Genomic DNA, 22,815 nt, shown 5'->3' with positions numbered 1-22,815 from the left:
TGTTTGTTGGTGCAACAAACTCGCAAAAGGGGTTCGGAGTAACTTGAAATCGCAGCCGCCGCCTTTCCTCTGAGCGAATACAGGCCGGGACGGCATGGCCGATCGGTCGGTATCACCCCATCTTCGGGCAATCTCTGTGCAGGACGGCGGCTGCGGTTGCGCCGCAGGACGAAGGCAAAGCGGCGTTACTGCTGACCCTGCTTGTCGGACGATCCACCCGAACCGCCCTGGGTGACCGGCTTCCCACCGATGGTGCCCTGCCGCTGCTGCTGCAAGGAGCTATCGGGCAGTTGCCCTGTCGGAGTCGCGGTTCCGTCGGTGGACGAACCGGAACTGCCCTGGGGCACCGGGGCGCCGCCGATGGCGCCCTGCCGCTTTCCAGGCAGGGAGTCGGGGGGCAATTGTCCGCTGGTCGCGGCCGGAGCGTTCTGGGTGCTGGGGCTGTTGGGCGAAGTCGCACCGGAATTGCCCGTGGTGGATTGGGCCGAAGCCGGCAGGGTCGCGGCAGCCATGGCGAGGATTCCGCCGGCGATTCCGATGGCGAGGATGAGTTTCGTCTTCATGATGTGGCCTCCCTGGCGACCGGGCTGCCGTCGGCGGTCGCCGGCGCGCCGGCCCGGTCACTTCCGTCAACCGGCGGTGCGGCTTGCCGGTTCCCTCTCCCCTTCTTGCGTCACTGCTTGACCACGACGCCCCACGGGGCGCCGCCGACCGGGATGCTCTTGATCACCTTGTTGCGTTCCAGGTCGATGACCGACAGGTCGTTGCTGATGCCGTTGGTGGTGTAGAGCCGCTTCTCGTCGGGCGAGAAGGCGAGGTTCCAGACACGCTGGCCGACCAGGAAGTAGCGCTTCACTTCGAGGCTCGCGGTGTCGATCTCGGCGATGCGGTTGGCCGGGCCCAGTGCCACGAAGGCGCGCGTGCCGTCGCGGGTCATCTGGATGCCCACCGCCTGGATGGCCTCGCGCCGGACGCCGGTGACCTCGAAGCGGATCTTCTTGATCGTCTTGCGTGTCGCCGCGTCGATGACGCTCACCGTGCCGCCGATCTCGCTGGATACCCAGACCTGCTTGCCGTCATCGGTGAAGCGGGCGACGCGCGGCCGGCTGTCGACCAGCACATTGCCGACGACGGCGCGCTTCTCGGTGTCGATGAAGTGCGCCATGTTGGTGGTTTCCGACGTGTTGACCAGGGTCTTGCCGTCGGGACTGATGCCCATCCCTTCCGGTTCGACGCCGACCTGGATGTTGCCGATCGCCTTCCGGCTCGGGATGTCGATGATCGTCACCATGTTGTCGTCCTCGTTCGCGACGTAGAGCCTGGTGCCGTCGGGGGAGAGGACGAACAGCTCCGGATCGGGGCCGGACGGCAGCGCATGGACCACCTTGCCGCTGGCGATGTCCACGACATCGACCCGGTTGTCGTCGCCGACGCACACGTAGAGCTGCGTTCCGTCGGCGCTCAGCGTGATGCCGCGGGGCCGGCGCCCGACCTTGATCTTGTTGGTGATCTGCAGGCTGTCGCCATCCACGACGGCGATCTGGTTGTCCTTCTCGTTGGAGACGAAGATGGTTTCGGATGCCGCCGGCTCGGCCATCAGGGCCGGTGCGGCGAGGATCAGGATGGCATAACGAAGCAGGTGCATGGGGCGCTCCACCTTTTTTGTTACCGGTTGGGACGGCATTTGGTTTCCGGCGCGTCGTCGCCGAGCGTGTCGAGGGGGGTCACGGGATGCAGGAAGCCCTCCTGCGGCGACACCGAGACCAGCATGCGGGGGCCGGCGATCAGGATGGGCTGGCGCATCTGGCCGTCCCATGCCCGGAAGGACAGGGCTTCGCCCTTGAATCCGGCCAACTCGAAGTCCGGGCTGCGCAGATAGGCGGCGAGATCGTCGAAGCCGGTGCCGCCGGTGCGGGCCGCCGCCTCGCCGATGCTGCGCACCGCCAGCCACGCGGCATAGTCGCGCGCCGTCATCCAGCGGCCGGCCAGCTTCTCGAACCGGCTCTGCAGCTGGGTGCCGCCCCATTGCTCGTTGACCCGCGACCAGCCGGTTGCGGTCAGCCCTTGGGTGCCGGCCACCGGGCGGGGACGCCAGGTGCGTCCGTCGAGGTAGTCGCCGAAATCGCCGATCTCGTCGGCGACGATCAGCACCTCGTAATCCGGCCCCTGGGTGGCGAGCGGAATGTCGGATTGGATGGTGGTGATGCCGGTGTCGGTGCGCCGGTTGCCGGTGTCGAAGGTCCAGGTCGTTTCCGCGACGATGCGACCGCCGAAGCGCTTGGCGGCACGGCGGATGGCCTCGGCATAGAGCGCGTCGCCGGGAGTGCGGCCGATCAGCAGGCTCCAGCCGGTCCATTTCTTCCAGGCGAGATACTGTGCCAGCGCGTCGGCCAGCATGCGCCGGCTGGCGGCGGTGTGCAGGATGTTGGGCCGGCACTGCTCGTTGCGCAGCGCGTCGTCGGGTGCGCGGGCGTTGAACAGCAGCATGGAGCGGGCTTCCGGCCGGTCGGCGGCGCTCAGCAGCGCGTCGGCCGGCAGATCGGCGACGACGAAGCGCACCCCCTCGTCGGCCAGCGCCTTCAGCCCGGCGCCGATGTCGCCGTCCGCAGGCAGGACCTGCTCGACCAGCCGGTAGCTCTGGTTCAGGAACATGCCGGTGGTGGTGTTGTCCGCCAGGGCCAGCCGGGCCCCCTGGAGCCCCTCGTCGGTGGCCACCGGTTCGAGGAAGCTCGCGGGCGTGCGCGGGTCCTCGTGGCGCGCAAGATAGCCGATCGCAACCGCCTGTGCGCCGCCATCCTGGGCGACGGCGGTGGACGCCGTTGCTGGCGCGAGCATCGCAGCCGACAGGACCGCCGCCGCAAGCCACCTGCCGGCATGCGATAAGTTCGATCTCCGATCAGGCAATCGCCAGAATCTCACCATGCCCTCCTTCCGCAAGATCGCCGATGAAACGATGGGCGCGGGTCGTGCCCGCGCGCTCGAACCAGCTGCCGGTCCCCTCCAGCGCACGCCGCAGGAGGTGCAGGAACAGCCAGTCGCGCGTGCCGCCGTCGGCAAAGCCCTCCGGAGGCGCGGCCTTCGGCCGGCCCAGCAACAGCGTGCCGCGCCGCATGCCGAATCCTGGATGCAGGCCGCAGCCTCCGCCGATGGCAAGCGTGCCGGCGACCATGAAGGCGGCGGTGTGGGCGCCCGCCCGGCCGTCGACGACGACGATCCCCCGCCGCATCCGCTCGCCCGCGCGGTCGCCGCTGTTTCCGCCGACGCTGATCAGCCCGCCCCGCATTCCCTGCGGCCGGCCGGGCAGGGCGCCGCCCAGCGCCTCCCCGGCATTTCCGGTTATGCGCAGCAGCCCGCCGCCCATCCCGGCGCCGGCATGGGCGGCGACATCGCCTTCGACCAGGAGTCGTCCCGATGCCATGCCGGCGCCGACCCTATGCAGGATGGCACCGCCCGGCCGGATCAGCAGACCGTCCGTCGCATCGCCCGCCGACACATCGAACAGGTCCCCCAGGGGAGCCGACCCGCCGCGGCAGGGCAGCGACAGCCGCGCGACTGTATCCGCCGGAAGCCCGGCCAAGCGGTCGGGCAGCACGGCGGACATGTCCACCGGCAGTCCGGCATCGCCGCGGAAGGTCAGGGTCAGGCCGGTCATGACATCACCCTCATGCCATCACCTCATGCAGATGAAAGTGATGCGGGCCGAGCTTGCCACCGTAGTTCCCGGCGGTGATCGCCAGTACGCCGGCCGCCGCCCCGCCGGCCGTGGCGGCGGCGATGCCGGCCCGCATGCCGGCGCGGATGGCCGCCTCGTCGGTTCCGTCGAGCACCAGTTCCAGCACCGCCTCGACATCGTCGGACAGCAGCGTCCTGGGTTCGACGGCCCGCAGGGTCGGGCAGAAAGAGGTGTTGGTGGAGGCGACCAGCCCACGGTACTTCGACCCCACCTTGGAGCCGGACCGCACCACCCCGCCGGGAAAGGGCAGGATGATGCCGGGAAGCGGCCGGATCGCCGCGACCGCCGCCTCCGCCGCGGCGAGGCACTGGCGATGGCTGGCGGCGAGGATCAGGAAATTGCCGCCGCCGATGCCCTTCGCCACGGCGACGCTGTCCTCGCAGACGAACTCCCCGTCCATCACCGGGATCCGCCAGAATCGGCGGGTGCCGAAGCGCTTGGAGATCTGATGGCCGTCGCCGAAATAGCGCAGGCCGTTGCCGAGCGGGATGCGCTTGGCGCCGTCGAGCAGACCGGCGTAGCAGGCCGAGCCCGGCGAGGTCATGACGCATTGCCCGACGCGGGCGACGACATGCTTGGCAAGATCGGCGGTCGACATGCCGAAGATCATCACCGCGGCCCCCGGGCGGCTGTCCGGCGTCTCCTCCGGCGTCAGCAGCCGTTCGACCGCCGCCTCGCAACCGCAGCCGATGACGGAGGTGGCGAAGCCGGTCAGGCTGGCGGTTGCCGCATCGACCCAGACGGGGGTGTCGGCGGTCACCAGTAGCCGCGTGTAGCTCATCGGAAAGGCTTCGGCGAAGGTGTCCTCGATGCGCACGCCGTTGATCCGCATCCCGTCGGTCGGCATCTCCGCCATCACGGCACCTCCCGACGCCGGCAGGGGTGGAGGAGGGGACCGGCGCCATGTCGGATCTCCTCGTCGCGGATGCGGAAATGCTTGATCGGCAGGCCCAGCCTCTCGTCGAAGTGGCGGGCGATGCGGCGCTCGATCAGATCGTCGTAGCCGGGCCGGACGACATGGGTCCGGCCCTGCGCCATCGCCACCAGCGTCCCGTCCCGCACCACCAGCCGCCCGCTCTTGAAGACCAGATCCGGCCGTTCGAACATGGCCCGGCGGTCGGGCCGGTCGGTGTAGACGGTGACGTCGGCCGAGGCGCCCGGCCCGAGATGGCCGCGGTCGGCGAGGCCGAGGATGCGGGCCGGAGCCGCGCGGGTCATGACGGCGATCTCGCCCAGCGTATATTCCCGGGCGATCGACCCCAGCGTGGTGTTGGCCGGCGCGTCCGGGTGGATCTCCGCGAGCTTCTCCAGCCGGTAGTCGCGGTCCATCAGAAGCCGGATCAGCTCCGGATAGAAGGTGAAGGGGGCGCCGTTCGGGTGGTCGGTCGTCAGGAACACCCGCCAGGGATCGTCGAGCAGCAGGAACAGCTCCAGCCCGATCGCCCATTGCAGTGCGTTGACATAGGATTTATCGCGGTAGCGGAAGGGCACCACGCCGCAGCCGGCATCGCATTCGATGTCCATCGCCAGCCATTTGCGTGGATGCGCCAGCGGGGCGGTGTGGCGCTGCGCCATGGTGTCGGCCGATGCGGTCACCGTCTGGCCGAACATCACCTGTCCGATGTCCACCGACAGTGTTGGCGTCCGGTTGATCGCCTCGGCCAACGCCACCGCGCCCGATGAGAATTTGCGGTCGCCCACCGTGTCGTAGCTGTGGAACTGGATATGCGTCATGTGCAGCGGCAGGCCGGATGCCGCCTGGATGGTGTCGAGCGTCGTCGCCACGTTGCCGGGAACGCCCAGGTTGCAGCCATGGACATGCAGCGGGTGGGGCAGTCCCAGCTCGTACACCGCGCGGGCCAGCACGGTCAGGACGGTGCGGGGCGTGACGCCGTAATGCGGCCCGGCCTCGTCCAGGTCGAGCTGGCGGGCGTTGAACTTGAAGGCGTTGATGCCGCCGGGGTTGACCACCTTGACCGCAAGGCTCTGGGTCGCCGTCAGCATCCAGGCGACATAGTCGTTGACCGCGGCCTGCCCCGCATTGGTGGCGATCAGGTCCAGCAGGAAATCGTCGTTTCCCAGGACCAGATAGCCGCCGGTGTCGATGTAGGGGATGTCGGCCATCTCCAGATGGGCATGCCGGGCGTTGGACCCCAGCATCGCCGGCTCGAAGGCGGCGGTGAATCCCATCTCGATGTAGCGGGCGCCGGTCGTGCGGGTGGAAGGGGTGGCGATGCCGCTGCCCCCGCCGCAACCGCCTCCGCCGCAGCTGCCGGCGGCGAAACGGTGGTGGTCATGCTCCTCGCCCATCAGCAGGCGGGCGAGGTTGACCTTGCCGCCGGCGATGTGGCTGTGGATATCGATGGCACCGGCCATCACCAGCTTGCCGGACAGATCATGCACGGTGTCGGGTGCGGCACCGGGGCCGGGATCCGGGGCGATGCGCTCGTCGCGCAGCCAGAGGTCGGCGACTTCGCCATGCCGGCCGTTGGCCGGGTCGAACACGCGCCCGCCGGACAGCTTCGTCAGCATCGGGAAGGCTCCGTGGAAGTGGACGTGTCTTCAAGTGCCGTCGCGATCTGCCGCAGGACAGTGGCGACGCTCGGCAGGCCGCGGTCGACCAGCGCTCCGGTCCGGAGCGCCACCACGCTGTCGGCGCGGAACACGTCGCCGGCATGGTCGATGCCCGGAGTCCCCACCGGAATGAAAAGGGCGGGCTCCGACGTGAAGGCGGTTTCGGGGGTGGCCAGCGCGATGACGGCGGTCCCGGTGCCGGCCATGGCGGCGATCTCCGGCATCTCCGGACGGAAGGCGGAAATCCATAGGATGACGTCCGCGTCGCGGGCGCGCTCGCGCCAGTCGAAGCGGTCGGGGTCATGCAGCGGCATTCCCCCGTCGAAGCCGGTGCGCAGCGGAAAGCCGGTGCGCCATGTGCAGGCCTGGTTGGCGCCGACCAGATTGTCGGCCCCCGACAGAGGGAGACCGGCGCAGCGTGTCGTGCCGTCCACCTTGCGGATCAGGCGGACCAGCCCCTCGACGATCAGGTCGGGCTGCGGTTCCGCGAACAGCCCTGCCGCCCAGACCACCACGGCATAGCGGGCGGCGCGAATCCGGGCCGCCAAGTCCGCCATCGGGCCGGTGGTCCCATGACCGGCCAGCCCATGACCGGCCAGCGCGGCACGCAATCCGGTGACGAGGCTGGCGAGGTCCGGTTGCGGACCGTCCGCCATCCCAACCTTTTCGATCCGGCCGCCGAGGCACTGCGCCGTTTCCGGCAACGGATCGCCTCCCAGGAACAGCACGCTGCGGCCGGTGCCGCCGGGGAAGGCCGGCTCGGGCGCCACCCACCGCTCCCACAGTCGCGGGAAGGCGGCGGCCGGATCCGGCCCGACGACCAGCACGAGGTCGCACCGGTTGCGCAGTTCGGCCAGTGTCGTCACCGACCAGCCGAGGCGGCGGAGCACCGCCAGATTGCGGAACAGGGCGTCGGAGCGTTCATGGTCCACCGTGGCCCCGATGCGTCCGGCCAGCGTCAGGGCGGCGAGCACGCCGTCCACATCGGTCGCCAGCCCGGCGATCAGCGGGGCGCGGCTGTCGCCCAGCAACCGGGCGGCCTCGGCCACGGCCTGGGTCATGGGAACGGCTGAGCCGCCGATGCGGGGGTCGGTCGGCACCGCCGTCGACCGGCGGAACAGCCGGTCCGCCTGCGGGCAGCCGCTGGGGCGGGGCGCGATCCCGGAATCGTCCTGCTCGATTCCGATATCGCCGCACCCCAGCCCGCAGAACGGACAGAGGGTATCGGGGTGGAAAGCCATGGCGCCCCAATCACCTGAGCTGGATTTCACCGGTGCGGAAAGTCACTGGAAGGCCGGCCGTGCCATGCGCGGCAGTCAGTGCGGGGAAATTCAAGTGTATGGCCGTCTTCGCCGGCCTCCGGACAAACGCCGTGCCAGGCACGGTTCGTAAAATGGCTGCGCGTCATCGGCCCCGGACATGCCGAGCGATCCGTTCATTGCCAGTTTCCTTCCGAAATGCCGCACCCCGTTCGGGCTAATACGCGTAGGTACTCGTTCGCGCTACGGACAATTTTGTTTGCAACGCTAACATTGTGTCCTGAGCCGCGCAAAGGGAATGCAGATGAGCGATCAGCGCAATCGGATAGGAGAGGTGAGAATCCAGGCACCCGCGCGCCTGCATGCCGGCTTCGTCGATCTCAATGGCGGGTTGGGACGCCGCTTCGGCAGCCTCGGCATCGCCATCGACCGCCCGGCCATCGTCCTGAGGGTCCGCCCGGCTGCCCGGCTGGCCGTCATCGGCCCGTCCGCCGACCGCGTCCGCCGCAGCGTCGAGCGCCTCGGCCGCGAAGCAGGTCTTTCCGACGCCGTTGCCGTGACGGTGGAGGAGGCGATCCCCGCCCATGTCGGGCTGGGATCCGGCACGCAGACCGACCTTGCCGTCGCCACGGCGCTGGTCTGTCTGGAAGGAGGGTGCACCGCTGCCCGCGATCTGGCCAGGGTGCTGGAACGGGGGGCGCGGTCCGGCATCGGGCTTGCGGCCTTCGAACAGGGCGGGGTGCTGCTGGACGGTGGCCGGGGCGGGCTGGATGCGGCCCCTCCGGTGATCGCGCGGGCCGAGTTTCCCGAGGACTGGCGCATCCTTCTCCTTCTCCATCGTGGCGGGCACGGGCTGCATGGTGCGCCGGAGGTCGAAGCCTTCCGGCGCCTGCCGCCCTTTCCACCCGACGCCGCCGCGCATCTCTGCCGGTTGATGCTGATGGTCGCCCTGCCGGCGCTGGCCGAGCACGATGCCGAGCGCTTCGGTCAGGCCATCGGCGAGTTGCAGCGCACGGTCGGTGACCATTTCGCTCCGGCCCAGGGCGGCCGTTTCACCAGCCCGCTGGTGGCCGGGGTGTTGGGATGGTTGGAGGCGCAGGGGATTCCCGGCGTCGGGCAAAGCTCCTGGGGCCCAACCTGCTTCGCCATCGTTGGCGAGTCCGGGCGGGCGGAGCGGCTCGCAGCAAGGATGCGCGAGCGCTGGGCCGGAACCCCGCTGGAGGTGCTGGTCTGCCGCGGACGGAATGTCGGTGCGAGCGTCGAGAACATCGCCGCCGAGTCCGGGCATGCACCTGCTGTCAGACGGGCGGTCGGCGGATGAACGGGAGAACGATGGGAGAGAGGCAGACATGAGCGCGCCCTATGTGCTGCACATGATCACACCGCTGGCGAATGTCAGCCCGTTCGACGTCAACATGGCGGTCGATGCCGGCATCGACACGGTCGTCCCCTATACCGGGGTCGGGACCGCTCAGGTCGAAGCCCTGACCCAGGACGCCATGTTCTCCCGCGATCCGAGGAATGCCGTGCGCACCGGCCTGTTCATCGGCGGGCGCGATGCCGCCATGGCGCTGGACATGCTCGACGCGGCGCGCAAGGCGATGTTCCCACCTTTCCAGATCTCGGTCTTCGCCGACCCCTCGGGCGCCTTCACGACCGCCGCCGCGATGGTCGCGGTGGTGGAGCGGGCATTGCAGCGTGCGGGCGTGCCCGGCCTCACCGGGCTCGACGTTCAGGTCTATGGCGCGACCGGGGTGGTCGGCGGCATCGCCGGCCTGATCGCGGCACAGGCCGGCGGCAAGGTCACCCTGGTCAGCCATCGCGGCGTGTCGGCCGTGCAGGGCAAGGCGGAGGAATTCGGACGACGCTACGCCGTCCAACTCGACTGCGCCGACACGTCGGCCGCCGGCAAGGCCGCACTGCTGGAGCGGGCGGAGGTCGTGCTGGCCTGCGGCAAGGCCGGCGTCATGGTGCTGTCCGCCGAGGATCTGCGCGCTGCCGGTCGCCTGCGGGTGGCGGCCGACATCAACGCGGTCCCGCCGGCAGGCGTCGAAGGGGTGGGCGTGCAGGATGATGGAGTCGCCTTGCCCACTGCGCCTGGAGCGGGGAATCTGGCGGTCGGCATCGGCGCGCTCGCCATCGGCAATGTCAAGTTCAAGGTCCAGCACCGGCTGCTGGAGCGCATGCGGAGCGGCGGGACCGCGGTCGCCTTCGATTTCAGGGACGCCATGGATGCGGCGCGCACCATCGCGGGAAAGGCATAGACATGCAGCGTCCGAGCTTGTCCGCTCTCGCCGCCCCGCTTGCCGTTGGCCTGGTGGCCGATGCGGTCCGATTGCGTCTCGGCATCGACCGGGTGGCCGGCGCGACCGTCGTCGATGCCGGCATCGCACATCCGGGCGGGCTGGAGGCGGGACGCCGCATCGCCGAGCTGTGCATGGGCGGGCTGGGCCGCGTCACGCTCCAGGCCGATGCGCAGGTGGAGCGCTGGCCCTTCCTGGTCGCGGTGCACAGCACCGATCCGGTGCTCGCCTGTCTCGGCAGCCAGTATGCCGGCTGGAGCCTGTCGCATCAGGACGATGCCGGATCCTTCTTCGCGCTCGGCTCCGGTCCCGGACGTGCGATGGCACGCAAGGAGACGCTGTTCGACGAGCTGGGCTATGGCGACACCGGCGATCACGCCGTCCTGGTCCTGGAAAGCGGCACCGTTCCGCCGGCTCCGCTGGTCGAACGGATCGCCGGGGACTGCGGGGTGGCGCCGGAACGGCTGACGCTGGTGCTGACGCCGACGGAAAGCCTTGCCGGCACGGTGCAGATCGTCGCCCGCTGTCTTGAGGTCGCGATGCACAAGGTGCATGCGCTGGGCTTCCCGCTGGATCGCGTGGTCGACGGCATCGGCAGTGCGCCTCTGCCGCCGCCCGGCAAGGGATTCGTCGCGGCGATGGGGCGGACCAACGACGCGATCCTGTTCGGCGGCACCGTCCAGCTGTTCGTCGCCGGTCCGGAGGAAGCCGCCGCCGACCTGGCGCACCGCCTGCCCAGCACGGGGTCGCGCGACTATGGGCGTCCCTTCGCCGAGGTGTTCGCCGCGGTGAACAAGGATTTCTATGCTATCGACCCGCTGCTGTTCGCGCCGGCGCGTGTCGTGGTGACGGCGCTCGACACCGGCCGCAGCTTTCACGGTGGGCACCTCGCTCCCGCCATGCTCGACCGGTCGTTCGGCGGGTGAGGGGAATGGTGCCCGACGTTGCCGGACTGTTCGTCGCGGCCTGCCGGGCGGAGATGATGGCGCTGAAGCCCGGCAACGTCCATGTGCATGCGGCCGGCCATGGCATGACCGTGGCGGATTTTCTCGCGTCGGCGGATGTCGCGGCGCCGGAGATCGCGCGTGCCGGTGCGCCGGTTGGCGAGCGCGTTTTCGGGGCGGTGCGGGCGACACGGGCGGCGGTGGGATGCAACACCAATCTCGGCATCCTGCTGCTGGCCGCCCCGCTGGCACGGGCCGCCGAGCTGACCGCATCGTGGCCGTTGCAGGATCGTGTATGCGCCGTGCTGGAGGAACTGACGGTGTGCGATGCCGAGGCGACCTATGCGGCGATCCGTCTGGCGGCGCCCGGCGGGCTCGGTCACGCCGCGGAACATGACGTCGCCGGCCCCGCCACGGTGGATTTGCGGACCGCGATGGCGGCGGCGCGGTCGCGCGACCGGATCGCGCTGCAATATGCGGACGGCTATCCCGACGTGTTCGGCATCGGCGTCGCCTGTGCGCGGGCGATGACCGGCGGCGGCTCGCTGTCGATGGCCGAGGCCGTCTATCTGGAGTTCCTGACCGCCTTTCCCGACAGCCATGTCCGCCGCAAGCAGGGCGAGGCCGGCGCGGCGGCATTGCTGGCGGAAGCGCGCGAGGTGCGGCGGCGGGTGGAGGCGGCACAGTCCGCTGCCGTCCGCCGCGAGCATTTGTTCGTCTTCGACGCGCGGCTGAAATGGCAAGGCGTCAATCCCGGCACCTCGGCCGACCTGACCGTTGCCAGCCTTTTCGCCCATGGACTCGAGGGGGATCGGAGTGGAAATGGAGGGCTGGAAGCAAAGGGTGAACGGTATGATGGCCGTCCTGTTCCTTGATCTGGCAGTGTGCCTCGTCGCGGCGGCCGTGCCCGCATCGGCCGAGCCGTTGGCGGTGACGGAGATCGCACCCGGCGTCTTCGTCCACCGCGGCGCCGTCGCCGAACCGGCAGCGGACAACCGCGGCGATACCGCCAACATGGGATTCATCGTCGGCGAAAGCGGCGTGGCGGTCATCGACACCGGCGGCACGCCGGAACTGGGGCATCGGCTTCGCGACGCCATCGCGGTGCGGACCGACAAGCAGCCGGTCATCGTCATCAACACCCACATGCACCCCGACCATGTGTTCGGGAATGCCGCCTTCCCCGGAGTTCCGGTCGCCGGTCACGCCAACCTTCAGGATGCGGCGGCCGCCCGTCAGGAGATCTATCGGCGGCGGCTCGCCGACGAACTCGGCGCGGAGGTTGCGGCCGGGATCCTGCCGCTGCGGGTGGACCGGCCGGTCACGGGTGAATTGCGGATCGACCTTGGCGGGCGTACGCTCGTGCTGGCCGCCCATCCGACGGCTCACACCGACAACGACCTGACGGTCTTCGATCCGCAGACCGGGACGCTGTTCACCGGCGATCTGCTGTTTGTCGACCATCTTCCGGTGGTGGACGGCAACGCGTTGGGCTGGTTGCGGGTGCTGGATGCGCTGTCCCGCATGCCGGCGGTGCGCGCGGTTCCCGGCCACGGGCCTTCGGTGGTCGCGTGGCCGGATGCACTCGCCGCCGAACGGCGGTATCTGACCGCGCTGGTGGACGGGGTCCGGCAGGTGCTGAAGGCCGGCGGCGGGATTCAGGATGCCGTGGCGTCCGTTGCGGCGGACGAACGGAGCCGCTGGCTGTTGTTCGATGCATACAACCCGCGCAACGTCACGGCGACCTTCGCCGAATTGGAATGGGAATAGCGGCGCAAATCCAGGGAGGATGCGATGGCCCGATATCCATCGATATGGCTGGCGATATGGCTGGCAGGGCTTCTGACGATCCTGTCCATACCCGCTTTTGCCGTCACCGGGACGGCGGACGATGCGGCGCGCTGGGATCTGCTGCACGATATGTATTTCAAGGATCGGGCGGTCGAGGAGGCCGGCGACCGGATGCGGATCGATGCCCCGGCCCGCGCCCATGACGCCGCCCTGGTGCCGGTGAAGGTCGAGGTCGCCCCGTCCCTTCGCCTGAAGACGCTGTCTCTGCTGGTCGACAAGAACCCGGTGCCGCTGGCGGCCATTTTCCGCTTCGGTCCGGCCAGCGCCGGCAGTTCCATCGAAACCCGCCTGCGTGTCAACGAGTACACGACTGTCCGCGCCATCGGCGAGACGGAGGACGGTCGGCTGTTGATGGCGCATGTCTTCGTCAAGGCGGCCGGCGGCTGCTCCGCCCCCGCGCTCAAGGACCCGCAGGAGGCAATGGCGCGTCTCGGCCGCATCAAGGTCAAGCTGGCGGACACCGTGACCGCCGGCAGCCCGGCTTCCGCACAGGTGATGATAGGCCACCCCAACAACAGCGGGTTGCAGTTCGATCAGGTGAGCCGCACCTATATTCCCGCCCATTACATCGAATCGATCGTCATCCGCTCCGGCGGCCGGCCGGTCCTGGAGGCGGACACCGACATCTCGATCAGCGAGGATCCGAACCTTCGTTTCAGCTTCATGCCCATGGAGGGCGAGAGCCTGGAGGTGGTCGCCCGCGACACCAAAGGCGCCACCTTCACCCGGAGCGTTCCGGAGACGCCGGAGCAGGCAAAGGATGATCCCGCCCTGTAAGCTCAGATGTCCGGGATCTCAGAAACACTGCCGGTCGGCTGCGACCTGGGCTTGGCGGAACCGGTCCATCAGATCCTTGGCCCATCCGGCGCTGCGGAACATCCCGGCCCGTTCGCCCGGCAACTCGGCCATCACCTTCACGGTCTCGATGGCGGTATAGTCGTCATAGGTGATGCGGTCGGCGATGGCGTCGATGCTGCAGGAGCATTTCTCCATGACGATGTGCGACTGCCCGTTGGCCGCCATGCAGCCGATCACGTAATCGGCCCGCGCCGCGGTGGGGTAATCGTTCACCGGACCGGCGGCGGCGGGAACCGTCGAAAGCCCGACGGCGGCCAACCCGGCGGCCGCGAAGAGACGCACGATGCGAACAGGCATTTTCCGGACTCCTCCCGTCATTTTCCACGGATCGCAGTCCGAAGGACCGCTTCCGCCTGTCTGCAACAGCTTCCCTATATAACAATCAAGGGCGCTGATGGGACTCGTCCATTCCGGGTGGGTGGACGCGTCCTTCGGAGGGTGCGATGGATGGTGAGGCTTGCCGGCTCTATCTGCGTCCGCTAGGGCTGACCGTGCCGGAACAGGCATTGCCCGGTGCCCGTCGGCTGGCAGGTGGCTGGCTGTGCTTCGACCGTTGCGAGGCGGTGCTGCGCACGGAGAACGCAGTGGAGCGCAGGGTGCTGTCACTTGCGGATCTCGATGGGTGGGCCGTTCGGCTGCCGGACCGGGTGCAGCCCTCCTGCCGCCTCTGGCTGGATCGGCTGACGGCGGAGCGGCGGCCGATTCTGGGGCTTTCCCTGGACAGGCCCCGCCTGATGGGCATCGTCAACCTCACTCCGGACAGCTTCTCCGATGGCGGGCGGTATCTCGATGCGGACCGGGCGGTCGCGCATGGGATGGAGTTGGCGAGGGCAGGGGCCGACATCGTCGATATCGGTGCGGAATCGACCCGCCCCGGTGCGATGGCCGTTGCGCCGGAGGCGCAGATCGCCCGCGTCGTGCCGGTGATCGCACGTTTGGCGGAGCGCGGCATCGTCGTCTCGATAGACACCCGCAGCGCGGCGGTGATGGCGGCGGCGCTGGCGGCAGGAGCGCGGCTGGTCAACGACGTTTCCGGTCTCGGCCACGATCCGCTGGCCTTGCCCGTGGTCCGGGAGGCGATGGGCCGAGATGCGGGCATCGCCGTCGTCCTCATGCACATGCGGGGAGAACCGGCGACCATGAATGAAGCGCCGGTCTACGACGACCCCGCACTCGATGTCTTCGACGAACTGGCGGAGCGTTTGCAACTGTGCATCGACAGCGGGCTCGACCGGAGCCGCATCCTGGTCGATCCGGGGATCGGCTTCGCCAAGAGGATGGAACATGGTGCCGCCGTCGCCCGGGCCTTGTCGCTGCTGCATGGGCTGGGCTGCGGCGTGCTCGCCGGCTTCTCACGCAAGGGGCTGGTCCGGCGATGGTCGGACCAGACGGAGCCGGGCGAGCGGCTGCCCGGCTCGCTCGCCGCCGCGCTGGCCGCCTTCGAACAGGGGGTTCAAGTCCTGCGCGTCCACGATGTGCGGGAAACGGCGCAGGCGCGCGACGTCTGGGAAGCCCTGCGGATGCGCTGAGCGTCCGGCCCGCGGCAGCCCTGGGGCAAACCGCTTGGATCAGACCATTCGGCTCAGACTTGGCGAGGCTCGCATTTCCAGCGGCGGACCGTGTATTTCGGGTGCTGCTCCGCCCATTCGGCTGCCCGGAACACACCGGTGCGCGAGCAGGCCATCACGTTGACGAAGGGCTCCTGGAACGACGGGCGCTCGACGGAGCAGCGGTCGGGTTGGGAGACGAGGCAGACCACGAAGATGAGTTCGATCATGACATCTCCACGCCGTCAGGAGTGTTCGATGGGTTCCAGCCGATGATAGCGGCCAGGGTGCATGCTCAAAGCGTCATGTTGCACTGCACACAAACAAAGCGCCCGAGTCAAGATATTTGCCCTGTGGCGGCCACGTTGGAACGAACATCGGGCAACGGCGTAAAGGCGCGATGAAATAAGGAATAAGGGATATCCCTTTGTTGCGGGGTGGCCGGCGTCAACCGGCGGCCAGGGCCGGCTCCATCAGCGTTCGGTAGGCCATCTGGTCCTCGTACATCCGCAGGAAAACCTGGTATTTGGCGTCGTGATAGGTGCGCAGCCGGCCGACGGCCGGCTCCATGGTCTGGCCGGCTCGGCTCATGCCGGCCATGCCGGCAGCGATGTCGGGGAAGGTGCCCGCCGCGACCGCTCCCAGGATGGCGGAACCGAGCAGAACCGCTTCCGGCTCCTCGGGCAGGATCAGGGTGCAGCCGGTGGCGTCGGCATGGGCCTGCAGGAACACCGGATTCTTCGTGCCGCCGCCGCAAGCGAGGATGGTGTCGATCCCATAGCCGCTGTGGTTCATCGTCGCGACGATGTGGCGGGTGCCATAGGCGATGGCCTGCACCGTCGCCAGATAGAGCCGCGCCAGATCCTCCACGCTGTCCGACAGGCGCAGGCCACTGACGCCACCGCGCAAGGTCGCATCGGCCCGCGGCGAACGGTTGCCGTGGAAATAGGGCAGCACATGGAGGTCGCGGGTCAGTTCGGCCACCGGTCCGCCGCCGTGCGCGGCGAGCGCCGCCAACTCCTCGTTGAGCAGCTGGTAGACGGTCGTTTGCCTGTGCCGGGCCTCGGCGTCGAGTTCGGCGCGGCGTGGATGGCCATTGATGACATGGTCGACAAGTGCGCCGGTCGCCGATTGCCCGCCTTCGTTCAACCACAGCCCCGGAAGCATCGCCGAATGGTAGGGGCCCCAGACACCGGGGATGAAGCGCGGCGAGCCTTCCGTCATCGCCATGTGGCAGCTCGACGTGCCGCCGATCAGGGCGAGCCGGCGATTGAAGTCCACGGGACCGGACGTGGCCAGCGGCACGCCGATGACGCCGATCCCGCCGGCATGGGCGTCGATCAGCGAGGTTCCGACCGCGATGCCCGGAGTCAGGCCGAGTTCGCGCGCCGCATCGTCGGTCAGGCCGCCGGCAATGGCGCTGCCGACGCTGCCGACGTCGGTGCCGATACGGGCGTGCCGCTCCTCCACCAGATCGCCCAAGCCGATGGCACGGAGATAGCCGTCGTCCCACCGCCCCTCATGGCCCAGATAGGTCCATTTGCACACCAACGAGCAGAGCGACCGCCGCGTCGCCCCGGTCGCCCGCCAGGTCAGGAAATCCGGCAGGTCGAAGAAATGGGCGGCACGGCCCCAGCTCGCAGGAAGGTTTTCCTTCAGCCACAAGAGCTTCGGCGTCTGCATCTCCGGAGACAGCCGCCCGCCGACATAGCGCAGCACCTCATGCCTGCCGGCATTGATCCGTCCGGTCTGGTCGAGCGCCCGGTGGTCCATCCAGACGATGATGTTGCGGGCGTCGTCGCCGTTCGGGCTGACCGTCACCGGCCGGCCCGCCGCGTCGAGCACCGCCAGCGAACAGGTGGCGTCGAAGCCGATGCCGACGATGTCCGGCCTTGTGGCGCAGCCTTCCACGGCTTCGCGCACCGCGGCGCAAACCGCGGTCCAGATGTCGTCGGAGGATTGCTCCGCCCATTCCGGGTCGGGGCGCCATGTCCGGATCGGCCGGGAGGCGATCGCCAGCCGGCGCCCGTCAAGACCGAAGATGCCGGCGCGGGCGCTGCCGGTTCCAACATCCACTCCGATCACGGCGCGCGTCATGGCATGCCCTCTCCTTGGGAACGGTCAGTGGTTGGCGCAGAAGGCTTCGAACGCCTCGCGGGTGGCATAGGATTTCTGGGTGCCCGGCCGGGTGATGCTGTCGGCGGCATAGCGCACCGCCATGTGGAGGGCGGCGTCGAGGTCGCGGTTCTCGACATAATAGCGGGCGAAGCTGCCGATGAAGGCGTCGCCGGCCCCGGTGGTATCGACCGGCGTGACCCGCACCGGATCGATGCGCCGCGTTTTCTCCCCCTTGGTCACCAGCAGCGCGCCGCGGGCGCCCAGCGTGACGATCACCGTGCGGATGCCGCGCTCGACCAGGGAGCGGGCCGCCGTCTCGGCCTCCGCCTCCGACGTCACGGGCAGGCCGGAGATGGTTGCGAGTTCCGTCTGGTTCGGCACCAGGAAGGTCACGTGCCCGATCCGCCCGGGATCGAGGTCGGCAGGGGCGGGGGCCGGGTTCAGCAGGGTTTCGATGCCGTGTCGGGCGCCGAACCCGATGGTGTGGTAGATCGTCTCCAGCGGGACTTCCAACTGCATGACGATCAGGTCGCAGTTTTTCAGATCCTCGGCGGCGCGGTCGACGTCGGCGGGGGACAGCAGGGCGTTGGCGCCCTTGATGATCAGGATGCTGTTCTCGCCCGACGGCTCGACGAAGATCGGGGCGACACCGCTGGAGGTGCCGGGCACCCGCTCGACATGGCGGGTGTCGATGCCCGACGCCTCGAAATTGCGGATGGTGTTGTCGGCGAAGATGTCGTCGCCGACCTTGGTGACCATCATCACCTCGGCTCCCAGCCGGGCGGCGGCGATGGCCTGGTTGGCGCCCTTGCCGCCGCAGCCCATCTCGAAGCGCGGCGCCTCGATCGTCTCGCCGGGGCCGGGCATGCGGGCGGTGTAGGTGATCAGGTCGACCATGTTGCTGCCGACCACGGCGATCTTGCCCATCATCGATTCTCCTCTCACAGCGCCCGGATGGCGCATTCCTCGGCTTCGGCCTCGTCGGCGGTCAGATAGCCCAGCCGCACCGAGAAGTGCCGCGTCCCGCCACCCGCCAGTTTCTGGACATTGCCCTTCGCGCTTTCCGCACCGTAACCCTCCGGCTCGCAGGTGGAGGGCAGGGCGAAGGCGCAGACCTTCTGGTCGCTGTTGACCAGCACCCAGCGCACCGTCCTGGGGAAGTCCCGCGTGCTGTAGGCGATGTGGAAGGCGTCGCCTTCGCGCCGCCGCATCATCACCGCGGTGCCGCCATCCTCGTCGGTGCGCAGGCCGCGGATGTAGAAGACCTGCTCCGGGTCGTAGCGTTGCGGTTCGTCGAGAACCTCCATCGCCGAAGGATCGCGGGCCAGGGTCTCCAGCAGCGCGTCATAGGCCGGGCTGCGCGGCACATGGGCCGGCACCGCCGTCCGCACCGCCGTCGCCTCCGGCGTGAAGGGGGCGGGCTGGACGATGCGCGCACCCTCGGCGAAGGCGAAATTGACGTGGCACATGTACATCAGGTCCATGGCCGCGCCCGACAGGTTCTCGACCTCCATCCGGATGTCGAACAGGGCGGAGCCGGGGCGCAGCACCACGCGCGGGCGTGCGGCGTAATGGGCGCCGAAGCCCATCACATACTCGCGCAGGCCGGTCACCGCCATATAGGGGCCTTCGTCGTCCTCCCCGACCTCCAGCCCGGCGGCGTCCATCGGCGCGCAGGGCATCTCGCCATGCAGCGGGTGGCTGTCCTGCGGACCGGGGCAGCCGTTGCGCAGCAGCCCGGAATGGAAGGCGAAGCAGCCATAGGTGCCGACGATCTCGGTGGCAGGACGCGGCATGTCGAACATGTTCGACATGGTCAGGTCGACGCCGTCGAACACGGCATCCCAAACCATCTGGCCGTAATAGGGCAGGACCACCAGATGCCCGCGGCGGTTGGACAGCCGGACCGCTTCGATCCCGCTGTCGTAGCGGAACAGGCTGGCCGTCATGCCGTGCGCCTCGGCCATCGGGCGTTCGGCCTCGCCGAAGAAGCTCTTGCGGAAATGGATCGCGGTTCGGACGCTCATCGGATGTCTCCCCCGACATTCGGGCTAGCGGGTGCGGTTCTTGTAGGCGTTGATCACGATGACCAGCAGCAGGAACGCGCCCCAGATGAAGTCGATCAGATGGTTGGAGAAACGCAGGATCTGGAAGCCGCTCGACAGCAGCATCAGCGCCACCACGGCGATGGTGATGCCCAGCACGGTCCCCTTGCCGCCGGCCGGGTTGGTGCCGCCCAGCACGGCGATCAGCACCGCCTGCAACAGATAGGAGTTGCCGTAGTCCGACTTCGCCGCATTGGTCCGCCCCGACAGGATGATCCCGGCGACGGATGCCAGCACGCCGGTCAGCATGTAGCTGTACAGCACCATCCGTTCCCGCTTCAGCCCGGCGAACAGCGCCGCCTTCGGGTTGGTGCCGATCAGCATCAGGTTGATGCCCAGCGCGGTGCGGGTCAGCAGGAAGGCGATCAGGGCGGCGATCAGGGCGAACAGCACGAAGGGTGTCGCCAGCCCCAGGATCTTGCCGTTGCCGAGGAAGGCCCAGGCGGTGGGAAAGCCGACGATGGCCGGCCCGCCGGTCAGCACGATGGCGAGCCCGGTGAAGACCTGTCCGGTGCCGAGCGTCGCCAGGATCGGCGTGATGCCCAGCCGGGTGATCAGCAGCCCGTTGGCCGCTCCCGCCACCAGCCCGGTGCCGAGCGCGACGACGGCCCCCAGCAGCACCGTCAGCATGCCGGCATCGGCGATGCCGGCGGCGCCCGCCAGCTTGTGGAACAGCACGCCGGCCAGGATGCCCGACAGGTTGGCGACCCCCACCACCGACAGGTCGATGCCGCCGGTCAGCATGGCGATCATCATTGCGATGGAAAGCAGCCCCAGTTCCGGAAAGATGTAGGTGATGGATTCGAAGTTGTAATAGCGCAGGAACTTGTCGGGGCTGAGCGCCGTCATCACGGCGAAGATCAGCACCGTCATGACCAGCAGCTGGACGATGTTGTTGTCGCGGTTGACCAGATTGCGGATGTTCATTTGTGCCTTCATGGTCCGCCTCCTCACGCCGTCCGGCGGCGGTCGCGCCAGGCCGACAGGGCGGTCGCGACGATGACGATCGTGCCCACGGCGACGAGCTGCCAGGTGGTGTCGACCTTCATGATGATCAGGCTGTTCTTGACCATCACCAGCATGAAGACGCCGAGCATGGTGCCGAGCACGCTGCCCCGCCCGCCGAAGATCGACGCCCCGCCCAGCACCACCGCGGCGATCACGTCCAGCTCCAGCCCGACGAAGTCGCGCGGGTTGGCCAGCCAGATCATGCCGCTGTGCAGCAGCCCGGCGAAGCCGGCCAGCGCACCGGCGACGCAATAGACGAAGAAGATGGTCTTGCGCAGATCGAAGCCGGCACGGCGTGCCGCCTCCGGATCGCCGCCCAGCGCGTAGGCGCTGCGGCCGATCATGGTGTGGCGCAGCACCAGGTGCATGGCGAGCGCCAGCCCGGCATAGATCAGCACCATCGCCGTCAGGCCGTAGGTGGTGCCGTCGGCCTTGGTCACGCTCACCACGTCGGTGCGGGCGAAATCGATCAGCGCGGTCGGCATCTTGTTGATGTTGATCATGCTGGTGCCGACGACGCCCAGCAGGAAGCCGCGCACCATGGCGCTGGTGCCCAGCGTCACGATCAGCGGGATCATGCGGAACTTGTAGACGAAGAAGCCGTTCACGGCGCCGAACAGCAACCCCATGACTGTGGCGGCCAGCAGCGGCAGGACGACGCCGTTGTATCCCAGCGCCAGCATGCCCTTGATCGTCAGATACATGGCGGCGACGGCGAAGGCCGGGAAGGACACGTCGATGCCGCCCGAAATCAGCACCAGCAGGACGCCCATCGCCATGATGCCGATGATGACGTTGCTGCGCATCAGGCTGAACAGGTTGTCGAGCTGCCAGAAGGCAGGGTTGATCGTGCCGATGAGGACCATGGCGAGCAAAAGGATGCCCGCGATGACCGTTTCCGACCGGCGGAGCAGGGCCATCGGTTCCTCCCCTAGGTAAACGTCTTGAGGCGGTCGCTGACCGTCTCTTCGGTGGCGTCGGCGCCGGGCAGATCCTCGACGAAGCGTCCGCGGTGCATCAGCACGATGCGGTTGCAGTTCTGCACCAGTTCCAGGACATCGTCGGAGATCATCAGGACGGCGAGGCCGTGGTGCTGCGCCAGTTCCCGGATCTTGGCGTGGATCTCGGCCTTCGATCCGACATCGACGCCGACCGTCGGGCCGTTGAGGATCAGCACGCGGGCATCGGTCAGCAGCCAGCGGGCCAGCACGACACGCTGCTGGTTGCCGCCCGACAGCTGGATCACCGGCTTCTCGGCGGTCGGCGTGGCGATCTGCATGGCGCGGATCATGCCCTGCGTCATCTCCTCCGCCTTTTCGCGGTCGATCACCAGCTTGCGAGCCAGCCGTTCGTAGGAGGTGGCCAGCATGTTGCGCTTGATGCTCTGCGGCAGGAACAGCCCTTCGGTCAGCCGGTCTTCCGGCACATAGGCGATGCCGGCGGCGATGGCGTCCTGGGTCGTGCGCAGCCGCACCGGCGTGCCATCGACCAGGATTTCCCCTTGGTACTGCGGTGTCATGCCGAACAGGGCGAGCGCCAGATCGGTGCGGCCGGAGCCCAGCAGTCCCGACAGGCCGACGATCTCGCCGGGCCGGATGATCAGGTCGAGGCCTTCGCATTTGCCGGGCACCGTGAGGCCGCGGACGACCAGGCGGGGCGGCGGTGGGGCGCCGGCCGGCGGCGTCCAGGCATAGGGCTCGTTGAGGATGTCGCTGCCGGTCATGTGGCGGGTGATCGACGCCTCGTCGAAATCGCCGGTCGGTCCCTCCGCCACCTTGCGGCCGTTGCGGATGACGGTGATGCGCTCGCTGATCTCCAGCATCTCGCGCATCTTGTGGCTGACGAACAGGATGGCGATGCCGCGGGACTGGATGTCGCGGACGATGCGGAACAGCGTCTCGACCTCCTTTCGGGTCAGCGCCGTGGTCGGCTCGTCCATGATGATCAGGCGGGCGTCGGACATCAGCGCGCGGGCGATGGCCACCAGCTGCTTGCCGGCGGTCGGCAGCGACCCGACCTCGGCGTCCAGGTCCAACTCGACGCCCAGCCGGGCGACCGCCTCGCGGGCGATGGCGCGGGTGCGGCCCCAGTTCATCAGGCGCCGCTTCTCGCGCAGATGGACGTTCATCGCCAGATTCTCGGCGACCGTCAGGTTCCCGAACAGGGAGAAATCCTGGTAGATGACCTGGATGCCGTGGGCGATGGCGCCGATCGGGGTCATCCCGCCCGCCGGCTTGCCATCGATCAGGATTTCACCGCCGTCCGGCTGGTAGACGCCGGACATGATCTTGATGACGGTGGATTTGCCGGACCCGTTCTCGCCTGCCAGGCAATGGATTTCGCCCGGCTTGATGACGAGGGACATGGCGTCCAGCGCGACGACACCGGAAAACTCCTTCCGGATGCCGCGGAGTTCGATGAAACCGTCCGACATGTCTTCCGCCCGGCGGTTTGAGGACAGGATGAGGTCACCGCGGCGGATGCGGGCGCCGTCGCCGGCTCGCCCGCACCCGCC

Annotated in this window: 22 protein-coding genes; 7 read left to right on the top strand and 15 right to left on the bottom strand. The window is 68.6% G+C overall.

Going from position 1 to position 22,815, the window contains the following annotated elements:
- Nucleotides 1–185: 185 nt before the first annotated feature.
- The 7 genes from ABMY26_RS08100 to ABMY26_RS08070 all read right to left on the bottom strand — a co-directional run bounded on the left by ABMY26_RS08100 (nt 186) and on the right by ABMY26_RS08070 (nt 7,548).
- Nucleotides 186–563, bottom strand: a complete 378-nt coding sequence (locus ABMY26_RS08100) for a hypothetical protein (RefSeq protein ID WP_372395772.1) — start codon at nt 561–563, stop codon at nt 186–188.
- Between the two features lie 110 nt (nt 564–673).
- Nucleotides 674–1,645 (bottom strand): PQQ-dependent catabolism-associated beta-propeller protein, encoded by a 972-nt coding sequence (locus ABMY26_RS08095; protein WP_372395771.1) that lies wholly within the window; start codon nt 1,643–1,645, stop codon nt 674–676.
- A 20-nt stretch (nt 1,646–1,665) separates the two neighbouring features.
- Entirely contained in the window at nt 1,666–2,835 is a 1,170-nt protein-coding gene (locus ABMY26_RS08090; RefSeq protein ID WP_372395770.1) for an ABC transporter substrate-binding protein, read from the bottom strand.
- Nucleotides 2,836–2,896: 61 nt separating this feature from the next.
- The gene (locus ABMY26_RS08085; RefSeq protein WP_372395769.1) at nt 2,897–3,652 is read right to left on the bottom strand and encodes a formylmethanofuran dehydrogenase subunit C; all 756 of its coding nucleotides are present in this window, start codon (nt 3,650–3,652) and stop codon (nt 2,897–2,899) included.
- Nucleotides 3,653–3,662: 10 nt separating this feature from the next.
- Nucleotides 3,663–4,589 (bottom strand): formylmethanofuran--tetrahydromethanopterin N-formyltransferase, encoded by a 927-nt coding sequence (gene fhcD / locus ABMY26_RS08080; RefSeq protein ID WP_372395768.1) that lies wholly within the window; start codon nt 4,587–4,589, stop codon nt 3,663–3,665.
- Entirely contained in the window at nt 4,589–6,265 is a 1,677-nt protein-coding gene (locus ABMY26_RS08075) for a formylmethanofuran dehydrogenase subunit A (protein WP_372395767.1), read from the bottom strand. The genes fhcD and ABMY26_RS08075 overlap by 1 nt, the downstream gene beginning before the upstream one ends.
- On the bottom strand, nt 6,259–7,548 hold the full coding sequence (locus tag ABMY26_RS08070) for a formylmethanofuran dehydrogenase (RefSeq protein WP_372395766.1): 1,290 nt from the start codon (nt 7,546–7,548) through the stop codon (nt 6,259–6,261). Before ABMY26_RS08070 ends, ABMY26_RS08075 begins: the two co-directional genes overlap by 7 nt.
- A gap of 322 nt (nt 7,549–7,870) precedes the next feature.
- On the opposite strand from ABMY26_RS08070, the gene ABMY26_RS08065 reads away from it, so the two are divergent.
- The 6 genes from ABMY26_RS08065 to ABMY26_RS08040 are packed head-to-tail and all read left to right on the top strand — an operon-like array spanning nt 7,871 to nt 13,441.
- Nucleotides 7,871–8,887: a beta-ribofuranosylaminobenzene 5'-phosphate synthase family protein gene (locus ABMY26_RS08065; protein ID WP_372395765.1), complete on the top strand. Its 1,017-nt coding sequence runs from the start codon at nt 7,871–7,873 to the stop codon at nt 8,885–8,887.
- A gap of 28 nt (nt 8,888–8,915) precedes the next feature.
- Nucleotides 8,916–9,830, top strand: coding sequence for an NAD(P)-dependent methylenetetrahydromethanopterin dehydrogenase (locus ABMY26_RS08060; protein WP_372395764.1), 915 nt, complete (start codon nt 8,916–8,918; stop codon nt 9,828–9,830).
- 2 nt (nt 9,831–9,832) lie between these two features.
- Entirely contained in the window at nt 9,833–10,795 is a 963-nt protein-coding gene (mch, locus tag ABMY26_RS08055; RefSeq protein WP_372395763.1) for a methenyltetrahydromethanopterin cyclohydrolase, read from the top strand.
- Between the two features lie 5 nt (nt 10,796–10,800).
- The gene (locus ABMY26_RS08050; RefSeq protein ID WP_372395762.1) at nt 10,801–11,688 is read left to right on the top strand and encodes a triphosphoribosyl-dephospho-CoA synthase; all 888 of its coding nucleotides are present in this window, start codon (nt 10,801–10,803) and stop codon (nt 11,686–11,688) included.
- A complete protein-coding gene (locus ABMY26_RS08045) occupies nt 11,666–12,583 on the top strand; it encodes a quinoprotein relay system zinc metallohydrolase 2 (RefSeq protein WP_372395761.1) in 918 nt (305 codons plus the stop codon). The genes ABMY26_RS08050 and ABMY26_RS08045 overlap by 23 nt, the downstream gene beginning before the upstream one ends.
- 24 nt (nt 12,584–12,607) lie before the next feature.
- Nucleotides 12,608–13,441, top strand: coding sequence for a quinoprotein dehydrogenase-associated SoxYZ-like carrier (locus ABMY26_RS08040; RefSeq protein WP_372395760.1), 834 nt, complete (start codon nt 12,608–12,610; stop codon nt 13,439–13,441).
- Between the two features lie 18 nt (nt 13,442–13,459).
- Here ABMY26_RS08040 and ABMY26_RS08035 read toward each other — a convergent pair whose 3' ends face one another.
- Nucleotides 13,460–13,819, bottom strand: a complete 360-nt coding sequence (locus ABMY26_RS08035) for a hypothetical protein (protein WP_372395759.1) — start codon at nt 13,817–13,819, stop codon at nt 13,460–13,462.
- A gap of 146 nt (nt 13,820–13,965) precedes the next feature.
- Here ABMY26_RS08035 and folP point away from each other — a divergent pair, with 146 nt between their 5' ends.
- Entirely contained in the window at nt 13,966–15,051 is a 1,086-nt protein-coding gene (gene folP, locus ABMY26_RS08030; RefSeq protein WP_372395758.1) for a dihydropteroate synthase, read from the top strand.
- A gap of 53 nt (nt 15,052–15,104) precedes the next feature.
- On the opposite strand, the gene ABMY26_RS08025 is transcribed toward folP, so the two are convergent.
- The 7 genes from ABMY26_RS08025 to ABMY26_RS07995 all read right to left on the bottom strand — a co-directional run bounded on the left by ABMY26_RS08025 (nt 15,105) and on the right by ABMY26_RS07995 (nt 22,734).
- Complete coding sequence (locus ABMY26_RS08025; protein ID WP_372395757.1) at nt 15,105–15,299, bottom strand: hypothetical protein; 195 nt, start codon at nt 15,297–15,299, stop codon at nt 15,105–15,107.
- A 217-nt stretch (nt 15,300–15,516) separates the two neighbouring features.
- Nucleotides 15,517–17,166: an FGGY-family carbohydrate kinase gene (locus tag ABMY26_RS08020; protein ID WP_372395756.1), complete on the bottom strand. Its 1,650-nt coding sequence runs from the start codon at nt 17,164–17,166 to the stop codon at nt 15,517–15,519.
- 24 nt (nt 17,167–17,190) lie between these two features.
- Nucleotides 17,191–18,117 carry a ribokinase gene (gene rbsK, locus ABMY26_RS08015; RefSeq protein WP_372395755.1) on the bottom strand — a complete coding sequence of 309 codons (927 nt, stop codon included), beginning with the start codon at nt 18,115–18,117 and terminating at the stop codon, nt 17,191–17,193.
- An 11-nt stretch (nt 18,118–18,128) separates the two neighbouring features.
- Entirely contained in the window at nt 18,129–19,214 is a 1,086-nt protein-coding gene (locus ABMY26_RS08010; RefSeq protein WP_372395754.1) for an aldose 1-epimerase family protein, read from the bottom strand.
- A 24-nt stretch (nt 19,215–19,238) separates the two neighbouring features.
- Nucleotides 19,239–20,231 carry an ABC transporter permease gene (locus ABMY26_RS08005; protein ID WP_372395753.1) on the bottom strand — a complete coding sequence of 331 codons (993 nt, stop codon included), beginning with the start codon at nt 20,229–20,231 and terminating at the stop codon, nt 19,239–19,241.
- Nucleotides 20,232–20,242: 11 nt separating this feature from the next.
- Nucleotides 20,243–21,220, bottom strand: coding sequence for an ABC transporter permease (locus ABMY26_RS08000; protein WP_372395752.1), 978 nt, complete (start codon nt 21,218–21,220; stop codon nt 20,243–20,245).
- A gap of 11 nt (nt 21,221–21,231) precedes the next feature.
- The gene (locus tag ABMY26_RS07995; RefSeq protein ID WP_372395751.1) at nt 21,232–22,734 is read right to left on the bottom strand and encodes a sugar ABC transporter ATP-binding protein; all 1,503 of its coding nucleotides are present in this window, start codon (nt 22,732–22,734) and stop codon (nt 21,232–21,234) included.
- Nucleotides 22,735–22,815 lie beyond the last annotated feature (81 nt).

This window comes from Azospirillum sp. HJ39, from assembly GCF_041507355.1.
Taxonomy (GTDB): Bacteria; Pseudomonadota; Alphaproteobacteria; order Azospirillales; family Azospirillaceae; genus Azospirillum; species Azospirillum thiophilum.
The sequence above is the reverse complement of the archived record's forward strand: the minus strand, read 5'-3'. Positions and strand labels throughout refer to the sequence as shown.